We start from the raw sequence: 15,775 nt of genomic DNA, 5'->3' as shown, positions 1-15,775 counted from the left end.
CCGGGTGACGGCGTCCCCGGAAATGTGAGTCAGCGTGGCTTCCACGCAGCAGCGGTTCATGCGCCGCGGCGTCACCAAGATCCTCTACCTGGAGACGATCGCCGCCGCCACCAACATCCCGACCCGGACGGAGCTCATCGCCGGTACCGACCTGTCGAAGCAGGTCGCCGACATCGAGGGCTGGAGCCTCGAAAATTCGCCGATCGAGACCCCTGATCTGGGCAACCGGTTCGCCACCTCCATCCCGGGCGAGGACAAGGCCGCGAACTCCAGCCTCACCTTTTACGAGGACCTGGTCAGCGACGCCATCGAGAAGCTCCTGTCGAAGGACTCGGTGGGCTACATCGTGATCCTCCGCAAGGGCGACGTTCCGACCTCGAAGAGCATGGACGTCTTCCCGGTCCGGGTCGGCTCCCGCGCCCCGTCCTACTCGACGGGCACCGAGCCCGCCAAGTTCAAGGTGTCGTTCAGCATCAGCGACCTGCCGACCCTGGACGCGCCGATCCCGGCCGCCGCCGCGGGCTGAGGGGGAGGGCGATGACGAACACCCAGATGCCGCCGGCGGCCGCCGTGGAGCGGGACCCGCACTGGAAGGCGAAGATGGCGCGGCTGCGCGCCCGGCGCCTCGCCGAGAAGACCGTGTCGTTCTGCGACGACGACGCGGCGAAGGCCGCGGTTGGCGAGGCGACCATCGGCCTGGCAACCGCGCGGGCCGCAGCGAAGAAGGCCGCCGACGACGAGGGCGTGCCCGAGGAGGATCGCGCGGAGTGGGTGGAGCGGCACCCGCTGGTCGTCATCGCCCAGTCCGTCGCCGCGACCGCGCAGCAGCGCCTCGCCGACGCCACCGTGACCCTCACGTTCCGGGCTCTGCCCCGGCCGGTGTGGAGGCAGCTGCTTGAGGAGCACGCCCCGACCGAGGAGCAGGCCGACAAGGGCATGGAGTACAACGTCGAGACGTTCCCCGCGGCGCTGGTGGCCGCCTGCCACATCGAACGCGACCCGGACGGGACCGAGGTGCCGGGGATGAGCGTCGAGGACGCGCAGGAGCTGCTGGACGACTGGTCGGAGATCGACGCGAAGGCCCTGTTCACCGCGGCCCTGATGCCGAACCAGACCCTTCGCGGGGACCTGGGAAAAGGCTGATCGCCGATGCGGGGTTCCGCGCGGAGATGGAACTCGCGGACCGGTACGGGATCCCGCACAGCCAGCTGATGGGGGCTGGCGACGGCCGGTGGACGGCACTGGACCGGGCCAAGGCGCTCGCCTACACGGCGTTCGTCCGGCAGGTCTGCGACGGCTGCGGCACCAGGCCGCAGGAGTGGGACGAGCAGGCGGGCGGAGACCGGTTCGCCTACATCGCGGCAACGCACCGCTGCCCAGGGTGCGAACTGATCGCCGCAGAGCAGGAACAGGTCCCGGACGGGGCCGACGGGCGCGGGGTGAGGATCGGGCTGACGCCCAGAACGGAGTAGCCGGGTGGCCGGCGCCTACACCCTGTATGTCTCGCTGCAGGCGCAGCTCGCTGGTCTGACCAGTGGGCTGCGCGGCGGCGGCCAGCAGCTGCGCGCCTTCGACGGGCAGTTGAGCGGCACACAGGCCGCTCTCGGCCGGGTCGAAGCCGCCGCCGAACGCCTCGGCCGGGCCCAGATCGCGGCCGCCGCCGAAGCGGTCCGCGCCCAGAGCACCGTCCGGGAAGCCGTCGACCGGACGGCTGCCGCGCAGAGCACCGCCGCCGCGGCGGCCGAGCGGTCAGGCCGGGCCCAGGCCCTGGCCGCCCGGGCGGCCGCCAAGGCGCAGGCTGAGCAGACCGCCGCTGTCGAGGCCACCGCCCGCGCCGCCCGGGCGCAGGAGATCGCGCAGACGATGGCGGCCCGCGCGCAGGCCGCCGCCGGTGCCGGGGCCGTCGCGGCGCAGAACACCGCCGCTGCTGCCGCGGCGGCTGCGACCCGCGCTGCCGAAGCCCAGACCGTGCAGGCCGCCCGCGCCGCCGACGCGCAGGAACGTTCCGCCCGCGCGTCCGCACTCGCGCAGCGGATGACCGCCCAGACCGCCGCCGCCGAGGGCGCGGCGACGGTCGCCCGCGTCGAGCGCGCCGCCGTCGAAGAGACCGCCGCGCGCCGAACCGCCGCTTCACTCGCAGAAGTCGGCCGCGCCGAAGCGGACCTTGCTGCGGCGAGCGCCGCCGCCGGCACCGCGCGCGTCGAACGCCTCGCCAAGGGCGGCCTGCTGCTCGCCGCGATCCTCGCCGCCGGTTCCGGCGCGTCGATCGAGCTGGAGCGGCACATGGCCAACGTGCTGACGATCAGCCAGCAGATCAACGACACCAACATCTCGGCGTTCACCGACCAGATCGTCCAACTCAGCACGACCCTCCCGCAGACCGCGTCGCAGCTCGCCGAGGGCCTGTACCAGGTCGTGAGCACGGGGTTCGACGGCGCCCAGGCGATGGACATCCTCAAGGTCGCCGCGACCGGCGCGTCCGCCGGCCTGACGACCACCGAGACCGCCGCGTACGCGCTCCTCGGCGTCCTCAAGGCGTACGGGAAGCCCGCCAGCGAGGCGTCCGACGTGATGGACACGATGTTCCAGACCGTCAACCTCGGCGTCATCAGCTTCGAGGAACTGGCGCAGCAACTCGGCGACGTGGTTCCGATGGCCGCCGCCGCCGGGGTGGAGTTCGACGACCTGAGCTCGGCGCTCGCCGCGATCACCCTGTCCGGCATCCCGGCAGCCGAGTCCGCGACCGCGCTGAACATGCTGATGACCCGCATGATGAAGCCGACCCGTGAACTGCGGGATGCCATACAGGACTTGGGCTACGAGTCGACCGCGTCCGCGATCCGGCAGGACGGCCTGTACGTCGTCATCAACAAGCTGAACCAGGCCACCCACGGCAACGCCGAAGCCATCACCAACATGTTCAAGGACATCCGCGCGGTGCGCGCGGTGCTGGCTCTGGCGGCGGCGGACGGCGCGAACTACGCCTCCACGTACGCGGCGATCTCCAACGAGGTCGTCCGCGCCGGCGCGACCCAGCGGGCGTACGCGATCCAGACGCAGACCGTCACCGGCCAGTGGTCGCTGTTCCGCAACGAGTCCGTTGCGTTGGGCATGGACCTGTCCCGGGCGCTGCTGCCCGCGCTCCAGGCGATCGGCAACGCACTGCACGTCTTCGTCGGAACGATCAACGACCTGCCGGGCCCGGTCAAGACCGTCGCGGAGATCCTTATCGGCCTGTCGGCCGCGGCGCTCCTCGGCCGTGCCGCGTTCCTCAAGGTCGCGCCCGCGATCACCGCGTTCCGCACCTCTTTGGATGAGGCCCGCGCCGGCGGCGCGGTCCTCCCGGCAGTGCTGCGCGGCGCCGGGCTGGCCGTCGGCGGCCTGACCGCGCTCCTGACCATCGGCGTCGGCGTGTACGCCGCCTACGCAGCCAGCAAGCAGAAGGCCAAGGACGCGACGCAGGAACTCGTTGCGGCCCTCAAGGCCGAGCGCAGCGAGGGCGAGCAGGGCAGCGGCGTCCGCAAGCTGGCAGAGCAGCTGACCAGCGGCGACGCGGCGGCGAAGATCAAGCGCGCCGGATTGGACATGGCTGAGGCCATCGACGCGGTCGCCACCGGCGGCGGCAAGCTCGAAGCGTTGGAGCGCCGCTTGCAGGACTCGGAGGCGAAGTTGGCTTCCGACATTCAGGCCCGCAAGGCGGGCGGTAACGCCATGGGCACCTACGACGACGCCCGGAAGGTCCTCGTAGAGAAGCGCAAGCAGTGGGAGGAGGCCGTCCAGAAGGAGGCCGAACTCGCGGAGACGATGAACATCGTCAACTCCAAGATCCACACCGCGATCCAGGGCAACGCGGCGGCGTGGAACCTGGAGATGCTGCTGCCGACCGACAAGAACGGCACGCCGAGGCCGACCGACGAGATGAAGGCCCTCGGCAAGGCCATCGGCGACATCGTCGAGCCCACCGAGGCGTGGAAGCGGGCGCAGGAGCGCGCCGGGGCGGCCACTACCGAAGTCGGCCGGAAGATCGACCTGACCAAGGCCAGCGTCGGCGACTACACCCAGGCGCTCGCCGACCAGGCGAAGGCCACCACCGGGTTTCAGGCGGATCTGGACGAGCTGGCGCGGCGCGGCTACGGGCCGCTTGCCGACCACTTCCGCGGCCTCGGCGATGCCTCCGCCGGGCTCGCCCACACCCTGGTGGAGAACTTGAAGGCCGGGAAGAAGGGCGCAGCCGACCAGCTCCAGGGCCTCGTGGAGGTGACGAAGGGCAAGCTGGACGACTACCTCGCCGAGCTGCGCCGCCAACTCCAGGCGCAGCGCGACTTCCAGAACAACCTGTCCGAACTCGCCCTCGCGGGCTACCAGGACCTCACCGGGCACTTCGCCGAACTGGGCGTGTCGGCCGCGCCGATGCTGGACGAGTTGGTCAAGCAGCTCAAGGACGGCCACACCCAGGTCGCCGACGAACTCCAGTCCATCATCGCCGAGGACGCCGCCCGCTCGCAGGCCACGTTCCAGTCCGGGCTGGAGCAGCTCCCGGCGATCGCCGCGAAGTACGGGCAGGACACGGCCAGGGCGTGGGCAACTGCCGCGCAGACCAACGATGTTGCCGCGTTCGGGCGGATCCTTCAGCAGATGGCCGTCACCGACATGACGGCCGCTGTCCGCAAGGGCACCGAAGCGTCCCGGGAGGAGATGGCCACCGGCCTCGACCTGGTCACCAAGGTCGCCCACGAGCGTGGCGCCGACGCGGCGCAGGCGTTCGCCGACGCGCTCCTGGCCGGGGACGTCGACCGGGCAATGACCTCGCTGCGTGCGATTTGGGGTGCTCAGCCGCCGATCAGCGCGCCCGACCTGACGCAGGTCGTGGCGGCGTTCAAGAACGCCGGCATCCAGGCGAACGCCGAGTGGAGCGGCATGCTCACGCTGATTGCCCAGGTGTCTAAGGAACGCGGTACGGCGGCCGCGCAGGCCCTGACCTCGGCGCTGCTGTCCGGTGACATGGGCAAGGTGCAGGCCGCCCTGGACGGCATCGGCGCGTCCGTGCGGGCGATCCCCGGGCAGAAGACCATCAGCGTCTCCGTCGACGCGCCGAAGTCGGTCACCATCCCCGTCTACTTCAAGCAGCTCGGGGAGAAGAACATCCGCGAGACGCAGGACCGGATGCAGGCCGACGGCAGCGTGCTGTCGTTCTACGCCGACGGCGGGCTGCGTGAGCAGCACGTCGCCCAGATCGCCCCTGCGGGCGCGTGGCGGATCTGGGCGGAGCCCGAGACCCAGGGGGAGGCGTACATCCCCCTCGCCCCGGCGAAGCGCACCCGCTCGCGGGCGATCCTCGAACAGGTCGCCGCCCAGTTCGGCGGCCACGTCGTCTACGGGCCGCTGCCCGGTCAGCCGGTGCGCACGTACGCCGTCGGTGCCCTCACCCGCAGCACCTTGCCCGCTCGCCCAGCACCCGTGAAGCTCGTCCCCGCGCGCCCGGCCGCCGGGGTCGTGGTGGTCCGCGACAGCGCCCGGCCGCTGGTCGGTTCGATGCCGATCACCGTCACCGGCTCCGCCGTCACCGGCGAGCAGGTCGCCGACGCCGTGATGCGCCGCCTTCGCCACCTCCAGCGCGGAGGGCGGGCCTGATGACCAACACCACCCTCGCCGACTGGCAGATCGACGTGGCCGGCGTGCTCATCGGCCACGGCACCGACGTCCTGATCGGCGACATCGACGGCATCGGCACGCCCGACAAGCACATCGGCGACCGGGCGATCCCAGGGGAGGACGGCTCCTACCCGGGCCGTGACACTCTCGCGCCGCGGGCGATCCGGATCACCGCAGGCATCCGCACGCCCGGCAACCCGTCGGCCGCGTTCAACCGGCTCGCTCAGCTTGAGGAAGCCGCCGACACACAGCTGCGCCTCACCCCCGGTGCGACGGACGTCCTGCGGGTCCAGCGCCCCGGGCAGGCGACCCGCCGCCAGTACGGGAGGCTGATCAGCGCCCGCGCGATCAGTCTCGCCGACGCCGCGCACGGCTGGATCCCGATCGAGATCACCTTCGCCGGGTTCGACCCGGCCTGGTACGCGGACACCACGTCGGGTCTGACCCTGTCTCTGGACACCTCCGCCCAGCGCGGCGGCGGCTTCACCGCGCCGCTGCGCGCCCCGATCACCACCGGCACCTCTGGCACGGCGGCCCGGCCCGGGTGGGCCGCCAACACCGGCAACCGGCCGGCGTGGCCGCAGCTGCGGATCACCGGGCCCGTCGTCAACCCGCAGGTCTGGATCGACGGTTGGCCGGACGCGGTGCTGGAGTTCACCGCCGCTCTCGGCGCCGGGGAGACGCTGGACGTCGAGACCCGGCCCGGCCTGCGCAACATCGCCCGCAACGGCCAAGGCACCTACGCCGGGGCCCTGGCGAGGTCCTCCCGTCTGGACCTGTTCCGGCTCCCGCCGGGCCGTTCCGAAGTCCGCTGGTCCGCGCAGGACGCCACCGGCACTTCTCGTCTCGCCCTCACCTGGCGCGACGCGCACTCCGCTCTCTGACCCCGGGCCGCACCGAGGTCAGCGGGGCGGCCCGGACCCCACCCGTCCGCCCTGACCTGGTGCAAGCCCGTCCCCCCGCACCCACACGAGGAACGCGCACCATGACGCTCATCCAGCCGCCGCTGATGGTCACCGGCGGTACTCACCCTGCCCGCAGCATGCGCATGATGATCCGGGATCTATCCCACGGATCCCAGGGCATCACCGAAGGCGGCGACCTCCGGGTCTCCCCGACGACCACCCCCGGCCCGGGAGTCCGCGTCGGCAACGGCTCGGCCGTCATCGCCGGCGCGACCTGGGGACAGGGCTCCTACACGCAATACAACTCGGGCGACCAGGTCGTGGCGATCGCCCCGACCGGCGGCGTCGGCCGGACCGACCTCGTGTGTCTGAGGGTCGAGGACCCGGAGTTCGAGGGAAACCGGGACCCGGCCCGCGACGACATCGGGTACTTCCATGTCATCCCCGGCGTCTCGGCTACCGCGACCGCGCCGCCCTCCGGCATGACCGCCATCCCGCTCGCCCGAATCACCCTGCCGCCGAACTGCGCCACCGTCACGGCCGCGATGATCACCGACCTACGGAAGGTCGCCAACCCGCGCCGCGAGCGGTCCTTGCAGCAGATCATCGGGTTTCCGTCCTCGGTGTTGCCGCCAGCCTCCGGTGTGTGGCAGACGAACTGGCCGCCGGACGCCCGGGTCTACACCGACGTGCCGACTTGGGCGACCAGGGCCAACGTTGTCGCCACGTTCACTGGCGTTCGGGTCTACGGCGAAACGTTTTTCGGTGTGCGACTCAAGTGGAGCGACGGCTGGCTCAGCAACGAGTACCAAGTCGACATGGACACCAGCACGTTCGCGTCGAGGACTACGGTGATGGTGGCCGACAGCCCCTACCTGGACCCGAGTTTCCGAGGCAAGAGGCAGGAATTGCGCTTGCAGGCGGGGCGGTACAACAACGCCAACGGCAACGCCGATGTGGACCGGAGCACGGCGATCACCTTCGATGTCGAGTTCATGGAAAGCGCCTACTGATGGGGGCGGCGGTATACCGGTACTTCACCACGCACGCGCTCACCGGCGAGATCCTGGCTCACGACCTGCCGCTGGCCGGCGTCTCGTTCGGCCCGGAGCTCAACGGCCCGGGGCGGATGAGCGGCACCCTCGCCCCGCGGTTCGCACACCTCGCGCCCGCCCAGGCAGACGCCGGATCGGTGCTGCTGTGGGCCGAACGCAACCGGAAGCTGATGTGGGGCGGCCTGATCTGGTCCGCCGAGCCCCAGGACGACGAACTCCCCATCGAAGCGAGCGGGTTCGGCTCGTACCCGACCCGGCGGTACGCCCTGCACGACAACCTCGGCGGGCGCGGCCCGTACACGGGGACCGACCCGTGCCGGGTCATCGCCGACACGTGGGCGTACCTCCAGGAACAACCGGACGGCGACCTCGGCGTGCGCGTCAAGGTGCTGTCCGGCGGTTGCCCCGCCCGCCTGGGCACCGCCGAGCAGCCCTACACCATCAAGTCGTGGGAGGGCACCCAGCTGTCGAGCGTGATCCGCGACGCCACGACGATCGACAACGGCCCGGAGTGGACGGAGACCGTCGCCTGGGAAGGGGAGCAGCCGACCCGCACCATCGCCGTGACGTGGCCCCGACTCGGCACCCGCCGCGAGGACTTGTGGATCGCCACCGGGATCAACGTCGCCGAGAAGCCGAAGATCGTCAGCAGCGCCGACGAGTACGCGCAGGTCGTCATCGCCCTCGGCGCCGGCAGCGGGATGACGAAGATCCGTGCTGTGGACGCGGTGCGCAACGGTCGGCTGCGTCTGGAGCACGTTCTCGACCGGCCGTCCGTGGGTCACTTCCCGACGCTCTCCGCCCTCGCCCGCACGGAGCGGGCCCGCCGTCAGCAGCCTGCCCTGGTGGAGGAGATCACTGTCTACGACCACCCGGCCGCGCCGATCGGCTCGTGGCAGGTCGGGGACGACGTGTGGCTGTCCATCCATGACCAGTGGGCGGACTACGAGGGCTGGGCCCGCATCACTGGCTGGACCCTGCACCCGCCGGAAGGCGAGCAGCCTGAGACCGCAACCCTTCGCCTCGCCCGCGCCTACACGACCGGAGCTTGACCGTGCCGAACGCTCTTGACGAACTCGCCCGTCGCATCGCCGCGTTGGAACGAGCCTTGCCGGAGTTGTCCCGTGCCTCGCAGCTCGCCTACTCCTCCGTGGACGACGGCGCGCTGACCGTCACCGCGGACGGGCGGCTGCGCGCGATCGTCGGGCAGCAGCCGGACGGCACCACTGCGGTCACCGTCACCAACGGGCCCGTCCCGCCGTGCCCGTCGCCGCCTACGGTCGTGGCCGCGCTCGGCGCGCTCGCGGTCACCTGGGACGGTGGCTGGGCAGACAGCGCAGTGTGCCCGCTCGACTGGTCGCGCCTCGAAGTCCACGCCAGCGGCACCGGGCCTGATTTCGAGCCGGGTCCGGACACGCTCGCCACGACAATCGAGACGCCGCAGGGCGGCACCGTCGCGCTCCGGCTTCCCTACCGGCAGCACTGGGTGCGGCTGCGGGCCCGCACCCTTGCCGGCGTTGCCGGGCCCGCCACCGCTCCGGTCGCCGGCACTCCCCGCCCGGCTGGCACCGGCGACCTTCAGGCGGGCGCGGTCACCGCTGACCGGCTCGCCGTCGGCACCGGCGCGAACCTGCTCCCCGACCCCGGGTTCGAGGCCGGCTTCTACCGCGACCGGCTCCCGAGCACGTTCACCCTGGACGCTGTCAGCTCCAGCCCCGCCGGGGGCACGTCGCTGTCCGCCGACTGCACGGTCAACGGTGCGCCCGGGAACCGCGGCCTGGAACTCACCCGCTTTCCCGCGCAGCCCGGCGACCGCTTCTACCTCGGCGTCGACCACCAGGTGTCGCCCGACTTCGCGGGCAAGTTCGTGCAGCTGTACCTGGAGTGGCTGGGCTCCGACGGGACGGCGGTCGGCTACGGCTACGCGGGTACCAGCACCCCGGCCGTGGGCGCGTGGAAGCGTCTGACCGCCACCGTCACCGCGCCCGCCGGGACGGTGACGGCCGTCGCCCGCGTCGCCGCCAACGACGTCACTGCGGGCCGGGCGTGGTGGGACAGCGCCGAGGTGAGGCCGGTCGCCGGAGCGACGACGATCGCCGACGGTGCGGTGGGTGCCAGCAAGCTCGCGGTCGGCGCGGTCGGCCCGACACAGCTGAGCACCGGCACCGGCAACAACCTGATCCCCGACCCGAGCTTCGAAGGCCAGCAGGCAGCCGCGCTGGTCGGCGGCGGCTGGGACCGCACTTGGCCCGGCAACCAGTCCGGTTGGGCACTGACCCTGACCGTGCCGCCCGGGACCACCACGCCGACATCCTTCTCGAAGCAGCTCACCACCGTCCCCGTGGTGCCCGGCGAGCGGCTGTGGATGGCCGTCGACATGAAGACCGACGCCGCCTGGCCCGCCGGACAGCAGGCCAAGATGTACTGCCGATGGGAGGACGCGAAGGGCACCGTCCTCGGCTACGAGGGCCCGACCGCCACCGTCGGACCGTCCTCGCCGTGGACCCGCTACACCCGCAAGTGCACCGCCCCTGCCCAGGCCGTCCGGGCCACCGTGTGGGTCCAGGCGTACCAGGCCCTCGCCGGCGCCGTGTCCTACGACAACGCCGAGCTGCGGCCCATCCTGTCCACACCGGGCACGGCACAGCGCGCCGAACTCAGCCCGGAGGGATTGCGGCTGTTCGACGGTGACGGGCAGGAAGCCATCAGCCTCGTCACCGGGCAGCCGACCTATCTGTCCATCAGCGACGGCACTACCCGGGTCGCCTCAATCAGCGAGCGCGGTGACGCGGGTTTCCAGCAGCTCGCCGTCGCCGGGCTGAGCGTGGCCGGCGAGGGCCTGGACCGCATACTCGACCGGCGCCCCCGCGGCGTCGTCGCCTGGGCATCCGGAGCGAGGGATGTCTCCACCAGCAGCGGCGTTGAGATCGGCGTGTACGAGCTGCCGTTCGTCGCCGAGACCGGCCGGCACTACCGCATCACCTGGGACGCGATGGTGGTGTCGTCTGCGACCGGTGGAAGCGTCACCACCGCGATCCGCAACGGCGGACCGAGCGCGCCGTTGGTGTCCTCCCCACTACTGCGCTCCCACTCCAGCCCTGCTGCCAGCCCCGCGTGGCACGGCTTCCAGGTGCCTGTGCGGGCCTCCGCCGCCGTCGGACGGGGGCTCGTCGCGGGTCTGAACCGGCTGCTGTTCACCATGGCGCAGGTCGGCGCGCCCGCCGGAGCCGTCCTGCACCACGACGCCGGCCAGCCCACCATCGCCGTCGTGGAGGACATCGGTGCCGAGAAGCCCGCGACGGGGGTGTGGAACACCGGCGGCGCGAGCGCCCCGCCACCGCTCATCACCTACACCACCACCTACCAGGCCACCTGGTCCGGCACCTACAAGACCCGCAGCGCCTACAACAGCTACTACGGCAACGAGATGCTGCAAGGGAACTACCCGGACGCCGGCTGGGGTATCGAAGCCGCCCTCGTGGGCTTCGACAGCAACGCGATCGGCAACGACCTCAACGGTGCGACACTCAGCAAGGCTGAGGTCTACCTGTACCCGACGCACTGGTACTACAACACCGGCGGCAACGCGGCGCTCCGCGTCCACGGCTGGACCAGCCGCCCCGGGTCGTTCTCCGCCGACGGCGAAACCCTGTGGCAATGGGACTGGCCGCCCAACCAGGGCCGCTGGGTCGACATCAGCACCATCTTCAACAGGAACTGCCGCGGCATCGCCCTCGACCCCAACACCAACGATTTGAAGGCGTACGGCCGGTTCAACGGAGTTGGCATGGCCAACCCCCCGCAACTGCGCCTCACCTACACCAAGTAGGCCACCCAGAAAGGCAGTTCCGTGACCGACTTTCCGCTTCTCGCTGAGCACCAGCTCGGTGAAGACGCCGCCTTCGCCGCCCGCGTGCAGGCCGCCGTCCGCCGTGTCGCCCGCGATGTCCTCGGCGAAGACCCGACAACCCCCGGTCACCCCATGCGGATCCAACTCGCCGTCCGCTCCCTCGGCCCCCAGATCGGCGGCGACCCCGGATACGGACCGGCGGCCGCCGGCGACCCCGCGGTCCGGGCTGCGGCCAGCACCGCCACCGGCCCGGACGTGCAGGCCGCCATCGGAGACGACCTGATCATGGACGCTGTCCGTCGCCTCTGGAATCCGCTGTGCGGCTGGAGCGGCTGAATGCCGACAGGACCGGTGCCCTGCCCGGCGGATCGGCAGTTCGGTGCCTGAGGTGACAGCCCGTTACGATGGACCCGGCGCGGGGAACGCCTGTTCGGAGCTGTCGTGAGCGTTCCGTCGCCTGAACCCACCCTGTGGGAACTGCAGCGCGCCCTCCAGCAACTCCGCGAGGACCAGCGGGACGGGATCGCTGGTCTTCGGGAGTCCCTCCGGGCCGATCTCCAGGTCCTGGCCGGCCGGATCGAGCAGGCGGTCACCAAGGACGTCTACGCCGCGGACCAGCGGCTGGTCGAGCAGCGACTCGCCGTCCTCGAACGGGATCTCACCTCCGAGGTGCGGGCCCGCGAAGCGGCGGAGGCCGCCACGATCACCGCCAGGCGGTGGCTGATCGGAGCGTTCCTGGCGCCGCTGGTCGTCGCCGCGTTGCAGCTGTGGCTGCTCTCGAATGGCGGCAACCCGTAGGTCCGGTAGCTGGCGAACCGTCACCACAGGCAGGCGCGGGGGAGAAGTGCGCACGCCTCTTGCAGCTCATCACCCGGGACCAGTGGGGCGCCCGCCCCCCGAAGTCCCCGTTCACCCCGATCTCCGGCACCCGGGGAGTCAAGATCCACTACGAGGGCACGGCCGTGCCTTCCAGCCTCGCGGCCCCCGACCAGCACAGCCGGTGCGCCGCCCGGATGCGCGACCTCCAGGCGTCGCACCAGGCCAACGAGAAGGAGAAGTACATCGACCTCGCGTACAGCGCGGTCGTGTGTCCGCACGGCGCGGTGTTCGAAGGCCGCGGGCCGGGCCACTTGCAGGCGGCCAACGGGCCGAACCTCAACAGCGCGCACTACTCGGTGTGCGCGATGGTCGGCGACGAGGGCCTGACCGAGCCGACCACCGCCCAGCTGAACGGCCTGCGCGACGCCATCGAGTGGCTGCGCTCCGCCGGCGGCGCGGGCAGCGAGATCAAGGGCCACCGGGACGGGTACGCCACGTCGTGCCCCGGTGAGCCGCTGTACCGGTGGGTGCAGTCCGGCGCGCCGCGCCCCGGCGGCAGCTTGCCCGCCCCGGCGCCGGCGACGCCGCCCCGGCCACGAGCGGGGCCCCGGCCTGGCCCGGCCGGTACCTGCGCAACTACACCGAGGGATCGGACGTGCGGACCTGGCAGCAGCGGATGGCCCAGCGCGGCTGGGCGATCAGCGTCGACGGCCAGTTCGGGCCGCAGTCCGAGAAGGTGGCTCGCGCTTTCCAGAGCGAGAAGAAGTTGCAGGTGGACGGCGTCGTCGGCCCGGCGACGTGGGCCGCGGCCTGGACCGCCCCCATCACCTGAGCAGGCGGGCACCCGTTCCCGAGGCCCGAAGCACTGCGGGCCGCCCGCAGGTGAGCCACAGCCCTGGGCGGCCCGCTTCCGACGATCAACACCCCTACCTCCGTGAGGAGTTCCGTGAACCTGTACGTGTCGCTGCTGCGCACTGGCGTGCCCGCCCTGGTCGGCTGGCTCGTCGCCGTCGCCGCACGCTTCGGCCTGAACATCGACCCCGGCGCCCTGGACGGCGTGCTCGCGCCGACAGTCGGCTTCGGGTACTACGCGCTGTTCCGTGCGGCGGAGCACTTCGTCTCCCCCCGGTGGGGCTGGCTGCTTGGTTACGCGAAGCCGCCCGCCTACCCGGAGAAGCCCGCGGTGCGCGGCTGAACTTCCGCCCCTCCCGGTGCCGTTGACATCGAGACCGTGAAGTCCAGATGAACAAGTTGGGCCCCCGTTCCGCGTGGAATGGGGGCCCGACCTCTTGGATTATCACCGTACCACCGCCCCGCGGCGGGTCCCGAAGTCGCTGCCGCGTCTACACTTAATACTCATTTGTGGGCGACGGCAGGAGTGAACATGAGCGGCAGCAGCAAGAAGCCCGTGATCGTCGGCGGGCACGAGCTCGCCGCGATCTACGGCGGAGCGCCGCGCAACGTCTCGCAGTGGATCCAGCGCGGGTCTCTCACGTACGACGACGCGAAGGTCCTCAGTGGGAAGCCGTACTGGACCCTCCAGTTCGCGGTGCAGCTCGGCGAACAGTTCCCTCGGCCGAAGGAGCCGGACATGTCCGTCGTTGAGGAGCTGATCGAGCAGCAGAGTCCCGGCCGGACTGTGGTGTCGGCGCTGACCGTCCACCGCAGCGACCTGCCGGCGATCGTCGGCAAGCAGGAGATCGTCGCCATGGTCGGCCAGGAGGCGACCAGTTGGCTGCCGAGCCTGGACCATGCCATCGAGGCGGGGACGTTCACGGCGCCGGACTGGCGGATGGGCGGCGGGTCGCCGCTGTGGTTGCTCGACAATGCCCTCGTCGGCATCGAGCAGATGCGGGCCGTCGCGCGGACAAACCCGGTGGCCGCGGACGAGAAGGTCGTGGAGGCGCTGCGGGCCGGCACGTACGACGGGCCCGGGTCCAGGGTCCTGTCGAAGGGGCCGAAGAAGAGTTGACCCACCCGGGCTTGTGAGTATAAAATACATACATGAGGTTGAGCGGGAGGCGCTCGGCCCGTGATCTGTGGAGTGCTCAATGCCCATCCGCCCGCCACCCTCTGGCCCTGAGTCGGCCGCCTCACCGGCGGCCCGCCTCGCCGGAGGGTCTCTCTTTGGGCTCGACTTGTATGGGGAATCTTCGTAGTATCCCCATCACGTCGAGGGGAGAGGGAGCCGTGCCCACCGCCACCCAGGACCACCTGCCTGGTCTGGAAGCCGTCCGCCTGCTGGTCCTCCCGGACCCGAGAGCGCCGAGGCCGCCCACGATCCAGGAGAGGTTCGAGCAGTTCCACGAGCTCAACCCGTGGGTGCTCGCCGACCTGGAGCGGCTGGCCGCCGACTGCATCGAAGCGCGCTTCTCGAAGATCAGCATCGGCATGCTCTTCGAACTGGTCCGCTACAGCTACGGCCGCGCCACCCTCGGCGGAGACGACTTCCGGCTGAACAACGACTTCCGCAGCCGCTACGCCCGGCTGCTCATCGAACGCCACCCCGAGTGGGCCCCGCGCATCGAAGTGCGGGCCCTGCGCTCGGACTGACGCACCACCATGACCTCTTTGGGAGAAGTACCCCCGGTGGCCCACCCCGGAAGGATCCCCAAAAGGGTCCCCCCCCCCGGGCCCCCCGGGGGGGCCCCCCCCCCACCCCCCCCGGGGGGGGGGGGGATCCCCCGGGGGGGGTCCCCCCCCCCCCCCCCCCGGTGGGGGGGGGGCCCCCCCCCCGGGGGGTTCCCCCCAGGTCCCCCCCCCCCGTCCCCGGGGGGTCCCCCGGGGGAAACGGGGGGGGGGGCCCCCCCCGGGGACGGGGGGGGGGGACCGGGGGGGGGGGGGGGCCCCCCGGGGGCCCCCCCCCCGGGGGGGGGGGGGAAAACCGGGGGGGTCCCCCCGGTTACCCCCCCCCCCCGGAGGGGGGGGGGGGGGGGCCCCCCCCCCCCCCAGGTCCCCCCCCCGTCGGGGGGGGGACCGGGGGGGGGACCCCCCCCCCCGTGGGGGGGGGGGGCCCCCCCCCCCCCCCCCCCAACGGGGGGGGGGGGGGGGGGGGGCCCCCCCCCCCACCCCCCCCCCGGGGGACCCCCCCCCCCACGGGGGGGGGGGGGGGGGGGGGGGGGGGGGGGACCCCCTACCCGGGGGGGGGGGGGGGGGGGGGGCCCCCCCGGGGCCGGCCCGGGGCCGGGCCGGCGCGCGCGGCGCGCGCGCGCGCGCGCGCGCGCGCGCGCGCGCGCGCGCGCGCGCGCGCGCGCGCGCGCGCGCGCGCGCGCGCGCGCGCGCGCGCGCGCGCGCGCGCGCGCGCGCGCGCGCGCGCGCGCGCGCGCGCGCGCGCGCGCGCGCGCGCGCGCGCGCGCGCGCGCGCGCGCGCGCGCGCGCGCGCGCGCGCGCGCGCGCGCGCGCGCGCGCGCGCGCGCGCGCGCGCGCGCGCGCGCGCGCGCGCGCGCGCGCGCGCGCGCGCGCGCGCGCGCGCGCGCGCGCGCGCGCGCGCGCGC

14 protein-coding genes and 1 pseudogene are annotated in these 15,775 nt (G+C 72.6%); 14 read left to right on the top strand and 1 reads right to left on the bottom strand.

Annotated elements, in window-relative coordinates; genetic code table 11:
• Nucleotides 1-34: 34 nt before the first annotated feature.
• From KCH_RS12030 to KCH_RS11965, 14 genes are all read left to right on the top strand, one after another.
• Nucleotides 35-526: a phage tail tube protein gene (locus tag KCH_RS12030; RefSeq protein WP_051652994.1), complete on the top strand. Its 492-nt coding sequence runs from the start codon at nucleotides 35-37 to the stop codon at nucleotides 524-526.
• Between the two features lie 11 nt (nucleotides 527-537).
• Nucleotides 538-1,143, top strand: coding sequence for a hypothetical protein (locus KCH_RS12025; protein ID WP_035862476.1), 606 nt, complete (start codon nucleotides 538-540; stop codon nucleotides 1,141-1,143).
• Between the two features lie 26 nt (nucleotides 1,144-1,169).
• The gene (locus KCH_RS12020; RefSeq protein ID WP_051652993.1) at nucleotides 1,170-1,472 is read left to right on the top strand and encodes a hypothetical protein; all 303 of its coding nucleotides are present in this window, start codon (nucleotides 1,170-1,172) and stop codon (nucleotides 1,470-1,472) included.
• Between the two features lie 4 nt (nucleotides 1,473-1,476).
• Complete coding sequence (locus KCH_RS37175) at nucleotides 1,477-5,631, top strand: phage tail tape measure protein (protein ID WP_051652992.1); 4,155 nt, start codon at nucleotides 1,477-1,479, stop codon at nucleotides 5,629-5,631.
• A complete protein-coding gene (locus KCH_RS12010) occupies nucleotides 5,631-6,536 on the top strand; it encodes a phage tail family protein (RefSeq protein WP_035862474.1) in 906 nt (301 codons plus the stop codon). The genes KCH_RS37175 and KCH_RS12010 overlap by 1 nt, the downstream gene beginning before the upstream one ends.
• 101 nt (nucleotides 6,537-6,637) lie before the next feature.
• Nucleotides 6,638-7,570, top strand: coding sequence for a hypothetical protein (locus KCH_RS12005; protein ID WP_035862472.1), 933 nt, complete (start codon nucleotides 6,638-6,640; stop codon nucleotides 7,568-7,570).
• On the top strand, nucleotides 7,570-8,664 hold the full coding sequence (locus KCH_RS12000; RefSeq protein ID WP_035862469.1) for a hypothetical protein: 1,095 nt from the start codon (nucleotides 7,570-7,572) through the stop codon (nucleotides 8,662-8,664). Before KCH_RS12005 ends, KCH_RS12000 begins: the two co-directional genes overlap by 1 nt.
• A 2-nt stretch (nucleotides 8,665-8,666) precedes the next feature.
• On the top strand, nucleotides 8,667-11,441 hold the full coding sequence (locus KCH_RS11995) for a hypothetical protein (RefSeq protein ID WP_157032006.1): 2,775 nt from the start codon (nucleotides 8,667-8,669) through the stop codon (nucleotides 11,439-11,441).
• A gap of 21 nt (nucleotides 11,442-11,462) precedes the next feature.
• Nucleotides 11,463-11,798: a hypothetical protein gene (locus KCH_RS11990; protein ID WP_035862464.1), complete on the top strand. Its 336-nt coding sequence runs from the start codon at nucleotides 11,463-11,465 to the stop codon at nucleotides 11,796-11,798.
• A 105-nt stretch (nucleotides 11,799-11,903) separates the two neighbouring features.
• Nucleotides 11,904-12,260: a hypothetical protein gene (locus KCH_RS44355; protein WP_035862462.1), complete on the top strand. Its 357-nt coding sequence runs from the start codon at nucleotides 11,904-11,906 to the stop codon at nucleotides 12,258-12,260.
• A 544-nt stretch (nucleotides 12,261-12,804) separates the two neighbouring features.
• The gene (locus KCH_RS39495; RefSeq protein ID WP_051652991.1) at nucleotides 12,805-13,113 is read left to right on the top strand and encodes a peptidoglycan-binding domain-containing protein; all 309 of its coding nucleotides are present in this window, start codon (nucleotides 12,805-12,807) and stop codon (nucleotides 13,111-13,113) included.
• Nucleotides 13,114-13,227: 114 nt separating this feature from the next.
• A complete protein-coding gene (locus KCH_RS11975) occupies nucleotides 13,228-13,476 on the top strand; it encodes a hypothetical protein (RefSeq protein WP_051652990.1) in 249 nt (82 codons plus the stop codon).
• Nucleotides 13,477-13,665: 189 nt separating this feature from the next.
• On the top strand, nucleotides 13,666-14,253 hold the full coding sequence (locus KCH_RS11970; protein ID WP_035862459.1) for a hypothetical protein: 588 nt from the start codon (nucleotides 13,666-13,668) through the stop codon (nucleotides 14,251-14,253).
• Nucleotides 14,254-14,471: 218 nt separating this feature from the next.
• Nucleotides 14,472-14,834 (top strand): hypothetical protein, encoded by a 363-nt coding sequence (locus KCH_RS11965; protein ID WP_051652989.1) that lies wholly within the window; start codon nucleotides 14,472-14,474, stop codon nucleotides 14,832-14,834.
• A gap of 580 nt (nucleotides 14,835-15,414) precedes the next feature.
• On the opposite strand, the pseudogene KCH_RS43300 reads toward KCH_RS11965, so the two are convergent.
• Nucleotides 15,415-15,775 (bottom strand): annotated as a pseudogene (locus KCH_RS43300) (hypothetical protein); the annotation flags it as partial.

Source organism: Kitasatospora cheerisanensis KCTC 2395, from assembly GCF_000696185.1.
GTDB lineage: Bacteria > Actinomycetota > Actinomycetes > Streptomycetales > Streptomycetaceae > Kitasatospora > Kitasatospora cheerisanensis.
This window is presented reverse-complemented; position numbering and strand designations above follow the sequence as displayed.

Excerpts from the sequence above, each read along its gene's own strand:
- KCH_RS12025 (WP_035862476.1), top strand. The coding sequence starts at position 538 with ATGACGAACACCCAGATGCCGCCGGCGGCCGCCGTGGAGCGGGACCCG.
- KCH_RS12020 (WP_051652993.1), top strand. The coding sequence starts at position 1,170 with ATGGAACTCGCGGACCGGTACGGGATCCCGCACAGCCAGCTGATGGGG.
- KCH_RS12010 (WP_035862474.1), top strand. The coding sequence starts at position 5,631 with ATGACCAACACCACCCTCGCCGACTGGCAGATCGACGTGGCCGGCGTG.
- KCH_RS12005 (WP_035862472.1), top strand. The coding sequence starts at position 6,638 with ATGACGCTCATCCAGCCGCCGCTGATGGTCACCGGCGGTACTCACCCT.
- KCH_RS12000 (WP_035862469.1), top strand. The coding sequence starts at position 7,570 with ATGGGGGCGGCGGTATACCGGTACTTCACCACGCACGCGCTCACCGGC.
- KCH_RS11970 (WP_035862459.1), top strand. The coding sequence starts at position 13,666 with ATGAGCGGCAGCAGCAAGAAGCCCGTGATCGTCGGCGGGCACGAGCTC.